Annotated in this window: 12 protein-coding genes, 4 tRNA genes and 1 pseudogene; 6 read left to right on the forward strand and 11 right to left on the reverse strand. The window is 69.5% G+C overall.

The window, feature by feature from the left end:
- Positions 1-49: 49 nt before the first annotated feature.
- The 5 genes and pseudogenes from ARC20_RS10030 to ligD all read left to right on the forward strand — a co-directional run bounded on the left by ARC20_RS10030 (position 50) and on the right by ligD (position 4,399).
- On the forward strand, positions 50-670 hold the full coding sequence (locus tag ARC20_RS10030) for a DUF4142 domain-containing protein (RefSeq protein ID WP_081418137.1): 621 nt from the start codon (positions 50-52) through the stop codon (positions 668-670).
- Positions 667-825 (forward strand): hypothetical protein, encoded by a 159-nt coding sequence (locus ARC20_RS18625; protein WP_181360129.1) that lies wholly within the window; start codon positions 667-669, stop codon positions 823-825. The genes ARC20_RS10030 and ARC20_RS18625 overlap by 4 nt, the downstream gene beginning before the upstream one ends.
- Positions 825-1,604 (forward strand): annotated as a pseudogene (gene xth, locus ARC20_RS10035) (exodeoxyribonuclease III); the annotation flags it as partial. The gene ARC20_RS18625 and the pseudogene xth, both read left to right, overlap by 1 nt.
- Positions 1,605-1,678: 74 nt before the next feature.
- Positions 1,679-1,855: a DUF3606 domain-containing protein gene (locus ARC20_RS17980; RefSeq protein WP_081418138.1), complete on the forward strand. Its 177-nt coding sequence runs from the start codon at positions 1,679-1,681 to the stop codon at positions 1,853-1,855.
- Positions 1,856-1,864: 9 nt separating this feature from the next.
- Positions 1,865-4,399 carry a DNA ligase D gene (ligD, locus tag ARC20_RS10040; RefSeq protein WP_057646668.1) on the forward strand — a complete coding sequence of 845 codons (2,535 nt, stop codon included), beginning with the start codon at positions 1,865-1,867 and terminating at the stop codon, positions 4,397-4,399.
- Here ligD and ARC20_RS10045 read toward each other — a convergent pair.
- The 11 genes from ARC20_RS10045 to ARC20_RS10095 all read right to left on the reverse strand — a co-directional run bounded on the left by ARC20_RS10045 (position 4,396) and on the right by ARC20_RS10095 (position 16,272).
- Positions 4,396-7,590 (reverse strand): efflux RND transporter permease subunit, encoded by a 3,195-nt coding sequence (locus ARC20_RS10045; protein ID WP_108143312.1) that lies wholly within the window; start codon positions 7,588-7,590, stop codon positions 4,396-4,398. The genes ligD and ARC20_RS10045 overlap by 4 nt on opposite strands.
- 10 nt (positions 7,591-7,600) lie before the next feature.
- A complete protein-coding gene (locus ARC20_RS10050) occupies positions 7,601-8,584 on the reverse strand; it encodes an efflux RND transporter periplasmic adaptor subunit (RefSeq protein ID WP_057646672.1) in 984 nt (327 codons plus the stop codon).
- The gene (locus tag ARC20_RS10055) at positions 8,581-9,864 is read right to left on the reverse strand and encodes a TolC family protein (RefSeq protein WP_057646674.1); all 1,284 of its coding nucleotides are present in this window, start codon (positions 9,862-9,864) and stop codon (positions 8,581-8,583) included. The genes ARC20_RS10050 and ARC20_RS10055 overlap by 4 nt, the downstream gene beginning before the upstream one ends.
- Positions 9,865-9,921: 57 nt before the next feature.
- Complete coding sequence (locus tag ARC20_RS10060) at positions 9,922-10,293, reverse strand: hypothetical protein (RefSeq protein WP_237642562.1); 372 nt, start codon at positions 10,291-10,293, stop codon at positions 9,922-9,924.
- A 56-nt stretch (positions 10,294-10,349) separates the two neighbouring features.
- On the reverse strand, positions 10,350-11,102 hold the full coding sequence (locus ARC20_RS10065; RefSeq protein WP_057646677.1) for an FkbM family methyltransferase: 753 nt from the start codon (positions 11,100-11,102) through the stop codon (positions 10,350-10,352).
- Between the two features lie 39 nt (positions 11,103-11,141).
- Positions 11,142-13,850 carry a hypothetical protein gene (locus ARC20_RS18320; RefSeq protein WP_146165791.1) on the reverse strand — a complete coding sequence of 903 codons (2,709 nt, stop codon included), beginning with the start codon at positions 13,848-13,850 and terminating at the stop codon, positions 11,142-11,144.
- Between the two features lie 310 nt (positions 13,851-14,160).
- A tRNA-Glu gene (locus tag ARC20_RS10075) sits at positions 14,161-14,236 on the reverse strand.
- A gap of 43 nt (positions 14,237-14,279) precedes the next feature.
- Positions 14,280-14,355, reverse strand: a tRNA-Ala gene (locus ARC20_RS10080).
- A gap of 160 nt (positions 14,356-14,515) precedes the next feature.
- Positions 14,516-14,591: transfer RNA gene (locus tag ARC20_RS10085), tRNA-Glu, on the reverse strand.
- Between the two features lie 43 nt (positions 14,592-14,634).
- Positions 14,635-14,710 (reverse strand) — tRNA-Ala (locus ARC20_RS10090).
- Positions 14,711-14,832: 122 nt separating this feature from the next.
- Positions 14,833-16,272 carry a glycoside hydrolase family 30 protein gene (locus ARC20_RS10095; protein ID WP_081418139.1) on the reverse strand — a complete coding sequence of 480 codons (1,440 nt, stop codon included), beginning with the start codon at positions 16,270-16,272 and terminating at the stop codon, positions 14,833-14,835.
- A gap of 229 nt (positions 16,273-16,501) precedes the next feature.
- Between ARC20_RS10095 and ARC20_RS10100 the strand changes: the two genes are divergently transcribed.
- The gene (locus tag ARC20_RS10100) at positions 16,502-17,728 is read left to right on the forward strand and encodes a cation:proton antiporter (protein WP_057646682.1); all 1,227 of its coding nucleotides are present in this window, start codon (positions 16,502-16,504) and stop codon (positions 17,726-17,728) included.
- The last annotated feature ends 44 nt before the right edge of the window (positions 17,729-17,772 follow it).

Consider the following 17,772-nt stretch of genomic DNA (forward strand, 5'->3'; position numbering starts at 1 on the left):
GCAATTGCTCTTCACCTGCATCGCATTGGCCAAGTCGCAGGCTGTTGTCATGCGATTTTCCCCATTCCTCGTGCTGGCCTGCGTCGTCTCGGCATCCGTGCCGACGGGGGCGTTCGCGCAGGTGGATCCGAACGATCCCGCCGAAGCGCGCACCCGCTATGAAGCGCCAGTCGCCAAGGCGGCCGGTTCGGACATTCCCGGCTGGCCGCAGGCGAACACGCGCGAGCGTGCGGGCCTGGGCCTGCTCAGCGTGGTGGACCAGTACCAGGCGGACCTGTCTCGCCTGGCGCTTGATCGCGGCCTCGCCGATCCGGTGCATGCCTGGGCCGAACGCATGCTCGCCGACCATGCCGCCGCCCGCGGGCGCCACGACCCCTGGTTGCCTGACCTGGGCCAGCCGCGTGCACAGGCCTGGATGCGCCGCGGCCAACGCCAGCTGGCGGCTTTTCGCGCCGCCGAAGCGGACGACGCCAGCCCGCATTACGTCCGTGCCATGTCGGTGAGCCTGGCCGAGGCATTGCAGCTGCTCGACGAGGAACTCATCCCCCAGGCCAGCTCGCCGCGGGTCCATGCCTATCTAAGTGGCCTGCGCGAACCCTTGGCCGACGACCTGGCCGCCGCCCGTCGCCTGATGGCGCGCGACGGCGCCGCAAACGGAGCATCGCCATGAAACACGAAGCACCGACCCCGCCGATGCCGCCTTCGCCCGAGAAGCCGGCCAAGGAACACCACAAGGAACAGAAGCGCCAGGACGAAGCGCTGGAGGAAACCTTCCCGGCCAGTGATCCGGTCTCGCCGTTCATCCCGGCCAAGGCGCCGGATTGATGGCGGCACGGGCGCTGAAGATCGCCACGTTCAACATCAACGGCATCACCGCGCGCCTGCCGCACCTGCTGGAGTGGCTGGCGCGCGAGAAGCCGGACGTGGTGGCGCTGCAGGAGCTGAAGGCCCTCGACACCGCGTTCCCGCGCGCCGCGCTGGAGCAGGCCGGCTATGGCAGCCGTTGGATCGGCCAGGCTTCCTGGAATGGCGTGGCCGTGCTCGCGCGCGGCCAGGTACCGGAAGAAGTGCGACGCGGCCTGCCGTGGGATCGTGGTGATACCCAGAGCCGCTATCTTGAAGTGGACGCGCACGGGCTGCGCGTATGCGGGCTGTACCTGCCCAACGGCAACCCGCAGCCGGGTCCGAAGTTCGACTACAAGCTCAAGTGGTTCGCGCGGCTGATCCGCCATGCGCGCAAGCTGGCCGAATCGGCGCAGCCGGTGGTGATGCTGGGCGACTTCAATGTCGTGCCGACCGACGAGGACATCTACGACCCGAAGGGCTGGCGCAAGGACGCGCTGTTGCAGCCGGAGAGCCGCGCGGCGTGGTTCAAGCTGCTCGACCTGGGCTGGACGGACGCGCTGCGCGCGATCCATGGCGACGCCCGCATCTACACCTTCTGGGATTATTTCCGCCAGCACTACGAGCGCGACCGCGGCCTTCGCATCGACCACCTGCTGCTCAATGCCGCCCTGGCGCCGCGCCTGCGCGATGCCGGCGTGGACCGCTGGGTGCGGGGGCTGCCCAAGGCCAGTGACCACGCGCCGACCTGGATCAAGCTGGCGCGTTGACCTTCACCCGCGCGCGACCGGGCCCGGCGTAGCGTCCGGCGCGTTTCCCAGCCGAGGAAGCCTCGATGAGCGATGACAAGCAGCAGGCTGGTCCACGCGACCGCGAACGCATCAATCTTTCCGAAGACTACGAGGTGCGCTACTGGATGCAGGCCCTGGGCGTGAGTGAGCAGAAGCTGCGCGAGGCGGTGCATACGGTCGGCACCTCCGCAGCGGCCGTGCGCGATTACGTTCGCAAATAGGCCGGCCGCGTGAGCCTGACCGAATACCGGCGCAAGCGACGCTTCGACCAGACGCGCGAACCCGAGCCGGGCAAGCGGGCCCCCGCCGGCCGCCGCCCGATCTTCGTGGTGCAGCTGCACCATGCCAGCCGCCGCCACTATGACTTCCGCCTGCAGGTGGGCGACGCGCTCAAGAGTTGGGCAGTGCCGAAGGGGCCCAGCTACGACCCGAAGGTGAAACGGATGGCGGTGGAGGTCGAGGACCATCCGCTCGATTACGCCGGTTTCGAAGGCGAGATCCCGAAAGGCCACTACGGCGGCGGCCATGTCGCGCAGTTCGACCATGGCGTGTGGTCCAGCGAGGGCGACGTGGAAGCGCAGCTGGCGAAAGGGCACCTGCGCTTCGAGCTGTTCGGCGACAAGCTCAAGGGCGGCTGGCACCTGGTGCGCTCCGGCAAGCCCGCGCGACAGCCGCAGTGGCTGCTGTTCAAGGACGACGATGCCTATGCGGGCTCGCTGGAAGCGGACGACCTGCTCGCCGGCGTCACCGCGCCGCCGGCTGCCGATGCGGCGCGCGCCGGCCGTGGCAAGGCGCACAAGCTGCGGCGCGAACGCGTGGAGACCGCGCGGCCGAAGCGGCGTCGCGATTGGGCGTCGCGCGCGGCCAAGCTGCCGGGCGCGCGCAAGGCCAAGCCGCCGACGGCCGCGTTCGAACCACAACTGGCCAGGTTGGGCGATACACCGCCGGAAGGCGAGCAGTGGCTGCACGAGATCAAGTGGGACGGCTACCGCATCCTCGCCACGATGGCCAAGGGCGAAGCGCAGCTGTGGTCGCGCAACGCCTTGCCGTGGACGGCGAAGCTGCCGGAAATCGCCGCCGCGGTGGAAGCACTGGGGCCGATGTCGCTGGCGCTGGATGGCGAACTGATCGCCGGGCAGGGGCGCAAGGAGGATTTCAACCTGCTGCAATCCACGTTGTCGGGCGAGCGACCGGGCAAGCTCGTGCTGGCGCTGTTCGACCTGCTGCACGTGGATGGCATCGACATCTCCGCCGCGCCGCTGCGCGCGCGCAAGGCGCTGCTGCAGGAGATCCTCGAACATGCCGGCAGCCCGCACCTGGCCTTCAGTTCGCATATCGAGGCCGACGGCGCGGGCGCGTATGCGCTGGCCGGCGAGCAGCACTTCGAAGGCATCATCTCCAAGCGCGCCGACCGGCCGTACCACCCCGGTCGCAGCGACGACTGGCGCAAGACCAAGCAGCTGGCCAGCGATGAATTCGCGGTGGTGGGCTACACCGCGCCGCGCGGCAGTCGCCAGGGCTTCGGCTCGCTGCTGCTGGCCAAGCCGGATGCCGAACACGGCTGGCGCTACGTGGGCAGGGTGGGAACCGGCTTCACCGACGCGATGCTCGCGCAGATCAGCGAGCGCATCGGCAAGGCGGGGGGCGCCAAGCCCACGGCCCACGTGGGGACGACCGATACCGACCTGCGGCACGCGAAATGGTTCGCGCCGCGCTTCGTGGTGGAGGTCTACTACCGCGGCATCGGGCGTCAATCGCTGTTGCGCCAGCCTTCGTTGAAGGCCGTGCGCGAAGACAAGCGGGTGGGCGAGCTGCGCGACAGTGATCGTGCGCCGGCGAAGCAAGCGCCGGCGAAGCAACCCGCCGCCACCGCCCGTGGCAGGAAGCAGCCAGCCGCGCCCGAACTCCCCGCGCTCAGCAGCCCGTCCAAGGTGCTGTATCCGGAAGACGGCATCACCAAACAGCAGGTCTGGGACTACTACCGCGCCGTCATGCCGTGGCTGCTGCCGGAGATCGCGGACAGGCCGTTGTCGATCATCCGTTGCCCGGCCGGCACCGGGCGGGCCTGCTTCTTCCAGAAGCACCACACCGCCGGGCTGGAGCGCGTCGATGCCGTGCGGTTGAAGGAAGAGGGTGGCCATGCCGGCCAGTACCTGGTCGTGCGCGACGAGGCGTCCGTGATGGAACTGGTGCAGTTCAACGCGCTGGAATTCCACCCGTGGGGTTCGCATGCGGAACAGCCCGGACGCGCGGATCGCGTGGTGTTCGACCTCGACCCGGGGCCGGATGTGCCCTTCGCCGAGGTCAAGCGCGCCGCGATGGACATCCGCCGCCATCTGGCCAGTCTTGAGCTCGAATCCTTCCTGCGCGTGTCCGGCGGCAAGGGGCTGCATATCGTGGTGCCGCTCAACCCCGGTTGCGAATGGCGGCTGGTGAAGCGCTTCGCGCAGGGCTTTGCCGAAGCGCTGGCGCAGTCCGCGCCGGACCGCTTCGTCGCCAGTGCCAGCAAGCGGCTGCGCGGCGGACGCATCTTCGTCGATTACCTGCGCAACGCCCGCGGCGCGACGGCGGTGGCCAGCTATTCGCTGCGCGCACGCCCCGGCGCGCCGGTGGCGATGCCGCTGGCATGGACGCAGCTGTCCAGGCTGGCCCGTGCCGATGCCTTCCCGCTGGCGGCGGCGCTGGCCAGCCTGCGCCGCCGCCGCAAGGATCCCTGGGAAGGTATCGATACCGTGCGCCAGGACCTGTCGCGCTGGGAGGGCTAGCCGCTGGCCTCCATGGGTTGCGGCGCACGCCCGGCGCGGCGGTGCACCCACTGGTAGAGCATCGGCAGCACCACCAGCGTCAGCAGCGTGGAGGACACGATGCCGCCGATGACCACGGTCGCCAGCGGTCGCTGCACTTCCGCGCCGGCGCCGGTGTTGAGCGCCATCGGCACGAAGCCCAGCGACGCCACCAGCGCGGTCATCAGCACCGGACGCAGGCGTGCCATCGCGCCGTCGCGCACTGCGTCGGCCAGCGGCATGCCGCGTGCGCGCAGGTCACGGATGAAGCTGATCATCACCAGCCCGTTGAGCACCGCCACGCCCGATAGCGCGATGAACCCCACGCCGGCGGAGATCGACAGCGGGATGCCGCGCATCGCCAGCGCCAGCACGCCGCCGGTGAGCGCCAGCGGCACGCCGCTGTAGACGATGGCCGCATCGCGCGCCGAACCGAACGCCCAGAACAGCAGGGCGAAGATCAGCGCCAGCGTCACCGGCACCACGATCGCCAGGCGCTGGCCGGCGGAGATCAGCTGCTCGAAGCTGCCGCCGTAACCGATCCAGTAGCCGGGTGGCACGTCGACCTGCGCCTCCACCGCCTGCCGCAGGTCCGCGACGAACCCGCCGAGGTCGCGGTCGCGCACGTTGGCGGTGATCACGATGCGGCGCTTGCCGTTGTGGCGATTGACCTGGTTCGGGCCTTCGGTCGCCGTGAGCGTGGCGACACTGGAGAGCGGCACCGCGCCGGGCGCGGCCGTGCCTGGCACCGCGCCGCCGGCTTCGTCGCGCTGGCCGCTGGCCAAGGGCGCGGCCAGCGAGATCGGCAGGTTCGCCAGCGCGGTCGGGTCCTGCCGCAGCGCTTCGGGCAGGCGCACGACGATATCGAAGCGGCGATCGCCTTCGAACAACTGCCCGGCCACTTCACCGCCTACCGCCGTGGCGACGGCACGCTGCACGTCATCCGGGTTCAGCCCGAGCGCGGCGAGCGCGCGGCGGTCCGGTTCGACCTGCAACAGCGGCAAGCCGGTGGCTTGCTCCAGGCGCACGTCGGCGGCTCCGCGCACGCCGCGCGCGACGGCTTCCAGCTTCTGGCCGACGGCCAGCAACGTGTCCAGGTCGTCACCGTAGAGGTTGATCGCCACGTCGGCGCGCACGCCGGAGATCAGTTCGTTGGTGCGCATCTGGATCGGCTGGCTGAACTCGTAGTTGTTGCCGGGCACGCGGGCCAGTGCCGCCTCCACCTCGGCCACCAGCTCCTGCTTGGTCTTGGACGGATCCGGCCACTGCTTGCGTGGCTTGACCATCACGAAGACGTCGGCCACCGAGGGCGGCATGGGATCGGAGGCCACCTCGGCGGTGCCCACGCGCGAGAACACGCGCGCCACTTCGGGGAACTGCGCGATGCGTTTTTCCACCTGCGCCTGCATGACGAGCGACTGGCTCAGGCTGGTGCCCGGCACGCGCATCGCCTGCAGGGCGAAGTCGCCCTCGTCCAGGTGGGGCACGAACTCGCTGCCCAGCCGCGTGGCCAGCCAGCCACTGCCGAGCAGCAGCACGATCGCGCCCAGGCCGATCCAGCGTCCATGGCGCAGGCTCCACTCCAGCGCCGGGCGATACGCGCGGCGCATCCCCCGCATCAGTCGGTTTTCCTTCTCCTCGACCTTGCCGCCGAGCAGCATCGCGATGGCGGCCGGCACGAACGTCAGCGCCAGCAGCATCGCGCCGGTCAGCGCCAGCACCACGGTGATCGCCATCGGGTGGAACATCTTTCCCTCGACGCCACCGAGCGCAAAGATCGGCAGGTACACCGCGGTGATGATGCCCAGGCCGAACAGGCTGGGGCGGATCACTTCGGCGGTGGCTTCGGCGGTGAGGTCGAAGCGCTCCTCGCGCGTGAGCAGCCGGCCGAGTGCATGCTGGCGCTGGCCGAAGCGGCTCAGGCAGTGCTCGATGATGATCACCGCGCCATCCACGATCAGGCCGAAGTCCAGCGCGCCCAGGCTCATCAGGTTCGCCGACACGCCGCCGCGCGCCATGCCGGTGAGCGTGAACAGCATCGCCAGCGGGATGACCGCCGCGGTAATGAGTGCCGCACGGAAATTGCCCAGCAGCAGGAACAGCACCACGATCACCAGCAGCGCGCCTTCGACCAGGTTCTTCGCCACGGTGGCGATGGTGCGATCCACCAGCGCGGTGCGGTCGTAGACCGGCGTGGCGGTGACGCCGGCCGGCAGGCTGCGCGCGGCCTCGGCCAGGCGCGCGGCCGAAGCGTTCGCGACCTCGCGGCTGTTGGCGCCGGTGAGCATGACGACCATGCCGAGCACGACTTCCTCGCCGTTCTCCATCGCCGCGCCCGTGCGCAGTTCCGAGCCCTCGACCACCTGGGCCACGTCGCGCACGCGCACCGCGACGCCGCCGCGGCGGCCGAGCACGATCTCGCCGATCTGCGGCACGCCCTCGACCTGCCCGGGCACGCGCACCAGGAACTGCTGGCCGTTGCGTTCGATGTAGCCGGCGCCGACGTTCTGCGTATTGCGCTGCACCGCCTGGACGAGATCATCCAGCGTGAAGCCCAGCGAGCGCAGCCGCTGCGGGTCGGGCGTGACGTGGATCTCGCGGCGGAAGCCCCCGAGCGTGTTGACCTCGGTGACGCCCGGCACGTTGCGCAGTTGCGGGCGCAGCACCCAATCCTGCAGCGTGCGCAGGTCGGTAGCGGTGTAGGGCGTGCCATCGGCCTTGCGCGCCTTCGGATCCGCCTTCACGGTGTAGGAGAAGATTTCCCCCATGCCGGTGGCGATCGGGCCCAGCGTGGGCTCCACGCCGTCGGGCAGCTGCGACTTCGCCTGCTGCAAGCGTTCGGCCACCTGCTGGCGCGCGAAGTAGATGTCGGTGCCGTCCTCGAACACCACCGTCACCTGCGACAGGCCGTAGCGCGAGATCGAGCGGAAGTACGCCATGCGCGGTAGCCCGGCCACGGCCATCTCCACCGGGAAGGTCACCCGCTGTTCGGATTCCAGCGGCGAATAGCCCGGGGCAGCGGTGTTGATCTGCACCTGCACGTTGGTGATGTCGGGCACCGCGTCGATAGGCAGCTGGCGGAAGCTCCACACGCCTATGCCAACGAGGATCAAGGTCAGCGCCATCACCAGCCAGCGGTGGCCGATCAACCACCGGATCAGTTTCTCCAGCATCTCCAGTCTCCTAGTGCGTGTGCGAGGCGCCGGCCTTCTCGATGTCGGCCTTGACCAGGAAGCTCTGCTCGACCACCACTTGCTGGCCGGCGCGCAGTCCCTCGGTCACCTCGACGAATTGGCCGTCGCGCTCGCCCAGGCGAACCGGCTGGGCGATATAGCGCTCGCCTTCGCGAACCAGTACCGCATCGCGGCCGTCCATCGTCTGCAGCGCGGTCAAGGGCACGCGCAGGGCGACCTCGCGATCGTCGATGCGGATGCGCGCGGTCACCGCCGCGCCGGGACGCCACAGGCCATCGTCGTTGGCGAGTACCGCGCGGGCGACCGCGCTCTGGCTGGCGCTGTCGGTGCCGGGCAGGACGCGTTCGAGCGTGATCTCGCGCGTGGCGCCGTCGTACAGCCGCGTGACCGTGACCGCCGCGCCCGCCCGCAGGTAGTGCACGTCCGCGCCGAAGGCATGCAGGTCGACCCACACGCGCGAGAGGTCGGCGATCTCGAACAGCGACTGGCCTTCGGCCACGCCCGCGCCGACCGCGACCTGCCGTGCCATCACCTGGCCGGACAACGGCGCGGTGACCGGGTAGGTGGTGAGGCTGAGGTTGCTCTCGATCAGCGCGAGCACCTGGCCCGCACGCACGTTGTCGCCGACGTTGGCACGCAGGGAACGCACCTGCCCGGGAAAGCGTGCGGTGGCGGCGCCCGCGCTGCCGTCGACCGGTGCGAGGAGACCCTGCACTTCGAGTTCGCGCACGATGCGGCCCGGCGCGGCCGGCGCGACACGGATGCCGCTGGATTCGGCGACGTCGGCGGCGATGGTGGTGCTTTCCGGCGCGTCGCTGTGTTCGGCATCGGCGGCCGCGTGATCGGCGTGGGGGACGTCGGCGTCGGCGTCGTCGCCGGCGGCATCGGCCAGGCCGCCCGGGTTGCTGCAGGCCGCGAGGAACAGCATCGCCAGCAGGAGCAGCGGCAAGGCGGGATATCGGAAAGCCATCATGGGGCGTATTTCTCCTGCGAAAGGGCGGCAGCGGCGACGATGGGCTGCCCGGTGAGGCGCTGGATTTCGATCAGTGCCTGCTGGGCCTGCGCGGCCACGTCGAGCTGGCGCTTGCGGGCATCCACGCGCATCGCCTGCAGCTGGGACCATTCGAGATAGCTGATGGCGCCGGCGCGCCAGGCACGCTCGGCGGCGAGTTCCGCGCGGGCCAGCTGCGGCAGGACATCGCTGCCCAGGCGGGCGGCTTCCAGTCGCGCGGTGGTGTACTGGCCATGCGCCGCGGCCAGCAGCGCATACAGGCGGCTTTGCTGCGCCTCGCGCTCGACGGTGTTCATCGCCAACGCGGCTTCGGCGGCCTGGATGCCGGGGGCGGCGCGCGTGGTGCTGCCGAGCGGCAGGCTGAAGCCGCCGACCAGTGCCACGGCGTCGTCGCCCCGCAGCCCGCGCATGCCGGCCTGCCATTGCAGGTCGGGCTGGCGGGCCGTGCGCGCAAGCTGCAGCTCGGCTTCGCGCACGCGTGCCTGGCCCGCCAGCGTCGCCAGTTCCGGCGTGCGTTCGAGCAGGTCGGCCAGGCGCTGGAAGTCTTCCAGCGCAGGCAGGGCCAGCGGGTCGCCGCTTGCGGTACGGAACTGGCCGTCGCGGCCATTCCACAGCGCGGCCAGGTGCAGTCGCGCGGATTCCTCGGCCTGGTAGGCGCGATCACGATCGAGTTGGGCCTGGGCGAGCGCAGCCTGCGCGGTGAGTACGGTCGATTCCGGCGAGGCACCCGCGCTCAAACGCTGCCGGGCAGCTTCAACCGCGCGCTTGCGTTGGGCGATGTCTTCCAGCGCGATGTCGCGCTGCCGCTGCGCCACGGTGACGGCGAGATAGCGGCGGGCCGTTTCGGCGAGCAGATCCAGGCGCACGATCTCGCGCTGCGGGGCCAGCGCATCGAGGTGGGCCATCGCCACGGCACGGCGCGCCTCGAGCTTGCCGCCGCGTTCGAGGACGCCGGCGAGGGTGACGGTGAGCTCGGCGCGGTCGAAGCCGCGATAGGGCCCGTTGCCGACGGCATTTTCGAGCGTGGCGCCCGCGGTCAGGGGCGGACGTTGCGCGGCCGTGGCGAGTCCGGCTTCGAGCAGCGGGCGCTGCGCGTCGGCCACGCGCAAGTCGGGATGGATACGGGCGACGCGTTCGAGTGCGTCGTCCAGCGTGAGGGAATCCAGGCGCGGTCGATCATCCTGCGCATGCGCGCAGGGTGCGACCGCGATGACGACGCATGTCGCCAATCGCAACCACATGGGGAATCTCCGGGTAGTAAGTCGAGTTCAGCCGGCGCAGCGCGCCGGGGAATCCGCTTACCCGATCGGAGGACGCAGCAGGCTGGTGCGCCGCACGGCCAGCGGCAACGCGGCGGGCCGGGGCAGGCGCTCGCGCGTGGACCACGCCGGTGCCGCCAGGGGCAGCACGGTGTTGTCGGCGGTGACGTGGGCGCAGCAGTGGGCGGCGTGTTCGAGGGCGAACAGCAGCGAATCGGCGGCTGGCTCGCTGGCCTGCGGGCCTTGCGCCGCATTGGCCTCATGCGCGTGCAGGCTGGCCCCGACCAGCGCGGCGTGCGCATCGCCGATGACCGTCAGCGCCGGGTTGAGCAGCATCGCCAACGCCAGCAACCACAGCGCCCAGAGGCGCTGTGGTCGGCGGGATCGCGCGGGGCGTAGGCGGGGCCACATGCGCTGAATGCTAATCGGGGCGCGACGGGTTAGACAATTGCGTTTGATCCGCCGGCTCAGACTTCACGCAGCCGCTCGAACTGCAGGCGGCTCTCCACCGGGACCGCCACGAGGTTCTGGTGCACCCAACCCGGGAACATGTTTTCTTCCTGGCCGTTGTAGTTGTCCGGGTTGTACAGGTAGGGCAGGTGCGACCAGCAGCGATAGCCGCGTTCCTTGAGCGTGCGCACGTCCTGCACCGCCTGCTCCACGGCGGGGCCCAGGCGCAGGTAGAGCGTGGGACGATGCTGGCGAAGGGTTTCGTCGGCACCGGCCAGTACCGAGGACAGGCTGCCGGGGATGTTTACCTTCAACAGGTGCAGGGCCTCCAGGCCCAGGCTGTCCACGCTGATGCTGCGCATCTGCTGCACCTCGCCGCCCTGCGGCAGCAGTTCGATCGACCCGCCTTGCTCGCCCAACCAGGCCGCGTGCGTATAGGCGTTGGTGATGCCGTTGAGGGCGAGGTTGGCACAGGCCCGCTGCAGGTTGAGCCGGTGTGGCTCGGCAATGTGCACGCTGCCGCGCTCGCCCACCGCACGCGACAGCCACAGCGCATGCGCGCCGAACTCGCCGCCGAACTCCAGTACCGTCTCGCCTTCCTGCACGAAGCTGCCGAGCAGGTCCAGCTCCTGTTCCATCCATTCGCCATAGCGCATGAGCGAACGTGCGACGGCATTGTCCTGGGGCAGGGCGGTGCTGATGCCGTAGCGGATCGGGGTGAGGCGATGGTCGACGAGGTCGCCGCCCTGCGTTGCGTGTTGCATGTCCATGATGTGTTCTCCTGGCTAGGGGTTCGGGGATGCGGGCCGTCAGCAGGAGCTGGCAGCCAGGCGGAGCAGGCGATGCTGGTGTTCCCACGCACTGCGTTCGGCACTTTCGACAAGCTGGTGTGCCCATTCGGCATCTGCATGCCGCCACCCGGGCAGCAGGGCGTGGCTTTCGACACCGGCCTCCCAGGCCGCGGCGCTCAGGCGCGCGGCCTGGGCGACATCCCGGCCAGCCAGCGCGGCGGTGGCCAGCAGGCGCAGGGTGTCGGCCGACGGCGGCACGTCCGCCTGCGCCAGCCACTGGGCCACGAGGGCGATCTGCTGCGCGCGCGTGGGCACGGGCTGGTGCTGCTGCCAGCCCAGCAATGCGGCCAGCAACACGCGGAATCCCGCGACACGGGTCTGCGGCAGGTCGGTGGCGGTAGTGGCGTGGCGCGCGGCGAGGTCGAAGTACGCCGACGCATCGCGACCTTCGCGGGCCTGTGCGAGCGCGACTTCGGCCTGTTCCAGAATGACCGCGGGCTGGGCAGGGAAATCCGGTTCGTCGCGCAGGCCTGCCAGCAGTGACGCTGCCTGGGCGAGCACGTCGCGTCGCGTGCTGGCGGACTCGTGCGCGGCACGCAGCCGCAGGTAGTAGGCGCGCGCGAAGGTCACCGCCTGGCGTTCTTCCGGCGCCTCGGTGGAACGCGCTTCGAGCCGCGCCAGCAGGGCATCGGCTTCGCCCAGGCGCTGGCGTGCGGCCGGCCCCTGCAACCATTGCGAGGTGTCGGCCAGCACGTGCACCCAGGCAAGCCAGGGGTCGTTGCCCTGTGCTTCGGCCAAGCGGGCGGACACGCGCTGTGAAAGCGAGCGGAAGCCGTTGCTGCGCGCCGCCGGTGAGAGCAGGTTGAGGTAACGCCGTTCCGCGCCGATCGATTCGGCCATCCAGGCATCGCGCATGGCGGGGTCTTCCGATGTGGCGTGGGCCCGCTCGGCGTGCACGGCGGCTTGGCCATGCCAACGATCACGCTCGGCGGCGGTGGCGGCGTCCAGGGCATGCAGCCACGCCGCGCGGGCGCGCTGGCGGCTCCATCCCGCGGATGCGTGTGCATCCTCCGGGCCGCGGGCGAGCACGGCGTCCAACCGCGCCAGCAACGCGGCGCGTTCGGAAGTCGTGGATGCCGCGGATTCGTGAAGCGCCTGCGCCCACTCCAGCAAGGCCGACTCGCTGGACATGCCGTGTGCAAACCCACGTTCGTAGGCTTCCACCGCCGCCGCCAGGTGCGCCTCGCGATGGGCGGGAAGGTCCACGTCGGCCTGCAGCAGGTGACAGCGACCCACCATGCGCGCCAGCGCGCCTTCGCGTGCTGGATCGATGGTCGCGGCACGCTGGAATGCCTGGGCCGCTTCGGCCGCCAGTGCAAGCGGCGCGGGCGACAGCTCCGCGAGGTTCCAGGCGCACCAGCCCGCCATCGCCCAGGCGGTGGCGGGCGCATGGTCGTCGAGCAGCGGGCGGAGTACGGCGAGCGCTTCGGCCTGTCGCCCCTGCGCGGCCAGGCGCCGGGCTTGCGCGCAGGCGTGGTCGATGTCGGTTGCGGGTACGGACGCCGCGTCGGCTTCGGCGATCAATGGCGCGGGTCCAGACGCAGGCGAGGGCGATGCTTCGATGACGCGGGTCTCCGCGCTCGCAGGCGCTTCGGGTAATGCGACGGGGCTGGCCGTGTGTTCTGAAGGAAGGCTGGAAAGGCGCGCGGCGGTGTCGACGCGCACGGTCACCGGTGGCGCCGGCGGCGACAGCAGCGAGGCGCCGCGCACGGGCCCCAGCCGGGTGGCATACCCGGGCGAAGTCATCGGGACATCGGCAGCCATGAGTGGCTTCGAAGAAGCGGGCGACGTGGGCTTCAGCGCGGGCGGGGCGGGCTCGTCATTCGCCTCGTCCCGACCCGAGGCTCCAACGGAGGCTTCCACGTCCGCGGGCGGTGAGGCGAGAGGTGCGGGCGCCAATGCTTGCGACGCGGGCGTGATCCGTCGACGAATCGTCGCGTTCGCCAGCCATGCCGGAGGTTCGAGTACTTCGTCGACGGCGGCGACTTGGCTCTCCGCATCCCCCCTGCGGCCTGGATGCCACACCCGCAGTTCGGCGCGTCGTGCCTTGCGGCGTCGCAGCCGCCACATCCAGAGCAGCGCGAGCAGCAGGACGGCCACCCCGGCCAGCGAGCCGTAGAACGCCGAAGGATCGGAAGGTGACAGGCGGCCGATCACATCAGAAAGGGAAAAGGACATGGCGGACGCTCCGGTCCGTTCGGGAGACAGGGGAGGTGGGGTGTGCGCGGGCAACGCGTTGTTGCTGGCAGGAGGCGCATCGGGCGGCGCAGGCGCGGCCGGCTGCAGTTCCGGGCCGATGAACGCGCCTTCGGATAACGCAGTGGATGGCGCCGCCGCGGGCATGGCGGGCGCACCGGCAAGCGAAGTCGCCACGGGCGCAACCACTGCGCGCCTGGACGTTGAGGGCGGCGTCGCAATCGCAACGTCCGCGCCGCTTGGCGACGCCCACCCCGAGGTGCGTGTGGCGCGGGGCATGTCCGCCGAACCTGCGCGCAGCCCAACGCTTACCGCATCCGGCCGCGTGGAAGGAACCGGCCCGGCGACAGGCGACGCAGGCGTCAGCGTGCGCGCAGGTGTCGTGCCGGGTGAGCGGGTGTCGGGCGAAAGCAGGCAGCCCGCGATGAGCAGGCAGATCCAGCCAGGCAGCGTGATCGCAACGAACTTCATGTTCGTTCCCTCCGCGTCGCGTCACGAAAGGCGCGACGCGCGGAATGGATCAACCGACAGGGTAGAACGCAGCGCGACCTTTTCCGGGGGGCGGTGCGGCAACGGAATGCGCGTGACATTAGCGCATCCGTTGCGCTCGTGGATGCGCGAGTTGGCGGTTGTGCGGATTCATGATCCGCGCATCGTAGGCAGGCCGATCTGAAAGGCCGCCTTCGCCTCCGGATGACGTTTGACTCTTCTAATTGCCCTCGTGAACAGGGGGCAATCCGGAAAAAAACAAAGCCCGGCGCTAGGCCGGGCTTTGAAGAAGTGGCGTCCCCACGGGGATTCGAACCCCGGTCGCTACCGTGAAAGGGTAATGTCCTAGGCCTCTAGACGATGGGGACGCTGTGAAACTTGTGCTGACGGACAGGCCTGGTGTCCGAAAGTTGGTGGAGCCAGCCGGGATCGAACCGGCGACCTCTTGCATGCCATGCAAGCGCTCTCCCAGCTGAGCTATGGCCCCACGATGCTGCGAGCCGCCTATCATAGCGGCCCCGGAGACGCTTGGGAAGGGGGTGGTGAAACTCCCGCTTCGAACCCTCCGGCCGCCCGGGCTGATCCGGTGGACGGAGCCAAGGCTCCTACAAAAAGCAAAACCCGGCGCGAGGCCGGGTTTTGGCAGATGGCGTCCCCACGGGGATTCGAACCCCGGTCGCTACCGTGAAAGGGTAATGTCCTAGGCCTCTAGACGATGGGGACGTTTTGTTTCTTTCGCGATCCGGACAGGCCTGGTGTCCGAAGTTGGTGGAGCCAGCCGGGATCGAACCGGCGACCTCTTGCATGCCATGCAAGCGCTCTCCCAGCTGAGCTATGGCCCCACGTCGCTGAGGAGAGAAATCATATCTGCGGGTTCATGCGTTCGCAAGTTTTTTTTCACTTCGATGAAGCCGTGCATCGCGACGCGGACATGCGGTGCGTTGTCCACGTCGCGATGCGTCGATCAATGCACCAGCGTCTGGATCGCGTGCGCCGGAATCTCCACCTGCGCCGACTCGGTGCCCACGTAGAAGTTGTAGGTGATCGCCTTGTCGGTGGGGTTCATCACGATGGTGGCGAGCTTGCCATCCTGGTTGACGAAGCCGGTGGCGAGCAGGTTGCTGCGGCTGCTGGCCACGCTCACGCGACGCGCTTCGGGGCGCACGAAGCGCGAGAAGTGGCCGATGACGTAATAGCTCGGCGTGTAGATCAGCTCGCCGGTGCGGGTGTCGGCATGGATCGGCGCGAAGCACCAGTTGCCGACGTGGTTCGGGCCACCCTTTTCATCGAGCAGGATGTTCCAGTCGGTCCAGCCGACCACGCCGTTGTTGAAGTCGTTGATCATGCTCTGGCCGTAGCGCTCGCCGTTGGCCCAGTCCTGCAGGCGCGCCGGGTCGTACTTCTCCACGGACGCTTCGGTCAGCAGGATCGGCTTGTCGGCCCAGGCCTCGTGCACCTTGCCGACGTTGTCGAACATCGGGTTGAAGCCGGCCCAGGTTTCATACCAGTGGAAGCCCATGCCCCAGGCGTACTTGGCCGCTTCCGGGTCGCCGAAGATCACCTGCGCGCGGTAGTTCATCATGTCGCGGTTGTGGTCCCACACGATGATCTTCTTGTCGCCGTAGCCGGCCTTGGCCATCACCGGGCCGAGGTGGTCCTTGAGGAAGTCGCGCTCCTGCTCGGCGGTGTAGATCATCGACTCCCACTTCTGCACGGCCATCGGCTCGTTCTGCAGGCTGATGCCCCAGATCGGGATGCCCTCGGCCTCGTAGGCCTTGATGAACTTGGTGTAGTAGGTCGCCCAGGCGTCGGCGTACTGAGGCAGCAGCGAGCCGCCGCGCAGCATGTTGTTGTTGGTCTTCATGAAGGCCGGCGCGCTCCACGGGCTGACGAACATCGTCAGCTGGCCGCCGGCCGCGGCAATGGCCTGCTTGATCAGCGGAATGCGGAACTGGCGGTCGTGGTCGATGCTGAAGGTCTTCAGCGCCTTGTCGCCTTCCTTGATGTAGGTGTAGCTGGCCGAGCTGAAGTCCGAGCTGTGGATGGTGGTGCGCGCCAGCGTGTAGCCGATGCCCTGGTTCGGGTCGTAGTAGGCCTTGAGGAACTCGGCCTGCTTCTCCTTGGAGAGCTTGGCGAACACCTCGGCGCTGGAATCGGTGATCGCCCCGCCGATGCCCATCACGGTCTGGAAGCGCTTGGCCGGGTCGACGAACACCGAGTTCTCGACTTCCGTCAGCGCGTGGCCCGGCTTGAGCTGCACGTCCTGGCCGCGGGCCAGGCGCTGGTCGGTGCCGGCGGCGGAGGTGAACACCTGTACCGAGGCGGCGCCGGCCGGCGCGGCCTGTGCCGAGGCCGACAACGAGGTGCCCAGCAACAGGGCGGACAACAGGGCGGTGTGCTTCATGGGGTCGAAACCTCTCCTTGCGGGGCGCGTCACCCGCGCCGGCACGGCCTGCCGGCGCATTCATCGCGCATGGGAAGCGGGTTGTTTAACGGCTGGGGGCGATGAAGTCTTGCCGCATTGCGGCATGACATCCCGGCCCGGGCATGGGTCATGACAGCGCTTGGCATCGCCGGCCCGGTATACCTTACGATCCGTCACCGCCACACCCGCCCGACACCGCCCGGATTCCATGCCCACCCTCGTCTCCCTGTTGCTGGATGCAGCGATCTTCATTGGCCTGGCCTGGGCCGTCTGGCGGCTGTGCGGGCGGACGTTCCCGTTCGCGATCGTGCCGATCGCCCTCGGCCTGGCCATTGCCGGCTTCGGCGGGCTTCCGGCCGGGTGGGGCGTGCCGTCGGCGAGCGGGCAGACGATTGGCTGGGTCGGCGTGCTGCTGCTGGCCTTCACCGCCGGCCTGGAGACCCGTCATGCGATGAGCGAACGGCCCTCCACGGTGGAGCAGGGCGCCACCGCGCGACGCGTGATCATCTCGGCCGGCGTGGCGATGCTGCTGCCGTTCGTGGCTGGCGCGCTGCTGGCCTATTTCGTGCTCGACGGCGTCGCGCAATGGTCCGCCGGCACGGCGCACCCGGTACTCGGCGCGTTGGCGGTGGGCTTGTGCGTGGCGGTGAGCGCGCTGCCGGTGCTGATCGGCATCGTGCGCGAACTGGCGCCCGCGCATCGGCCATACGGGCGCATCGCGGTGCGCATCGCGGTGATCGACGACGCCGCGTTGTGGATCGGCCTGACCGTGCTGCTGTTGCTGGCGCAGCGTGGCGCGGGCTGGAATTTCTCGATGTGGCATGCCGTGGCGCTGTGCGTGCCGGTGCTGCTGCTGGCGCTCGGGCGAGCCCTGCGTGACTGGACGCCGCCGGCGTGGGCGTTGCTGTTCCTGCTGCCGGCCTACCTCGCGGTGGGTGCATGGGCCAGCACGCAGCTGGGCCTGCACGAACTGCTGGGCGCGTACTTCGCCGGCACCGCGGTGCCGGTGGCGTGGTTGCGCCGCGTGCCGATCGAACGCCTCGGCCAGCTGGCACTGATGGTGCTGGCGCCGATGTTCTTCGGCCACAGCGGCCTGAAGGTGCAGGGCGATGCATTGAACTGGAGCACGCTGCAGGTCGCGCTGCTGGTGCTGGGCGTGTCGGTGCTGGCCAAGCTGCTGGCGGTGGTGCTGTACCCGCCGATGCGCCAGGGCAGCCGGCAGGAGACGCTGGCGATCGGCGTGCTGCTGCAGTGCAAGGGGCTGATGGAGATCGTCGCGGCGACCATCCTGCGCGATGCGGGTTTGATCTCCGAATTCGCCTTCGCCGTGCTGACGACGCTGGCGATCGTCTCCACGCTGTTGACCGGCCCGCTGTTCCGCTGGCTCATGCGTGGCCACGCGGCCACGCGCGAAGCGGGCGCTGCGGTGCACTGATCGTCCGGACGCCTCGGCGGCCGTCAAAGGATCGTCACGCTGCT

Origin of the sequence: Stenotrophomonas panacihumi, from assembly GCF_001431645.1 — a bacterium.
GTDB lineage: Bacteria > Pseudomonadota > Gammaproteobacteria > Xanthomonadales > Xanthomonadaceae > Stenotrophomonas_A > Stenotrophomonas_A panacihumi.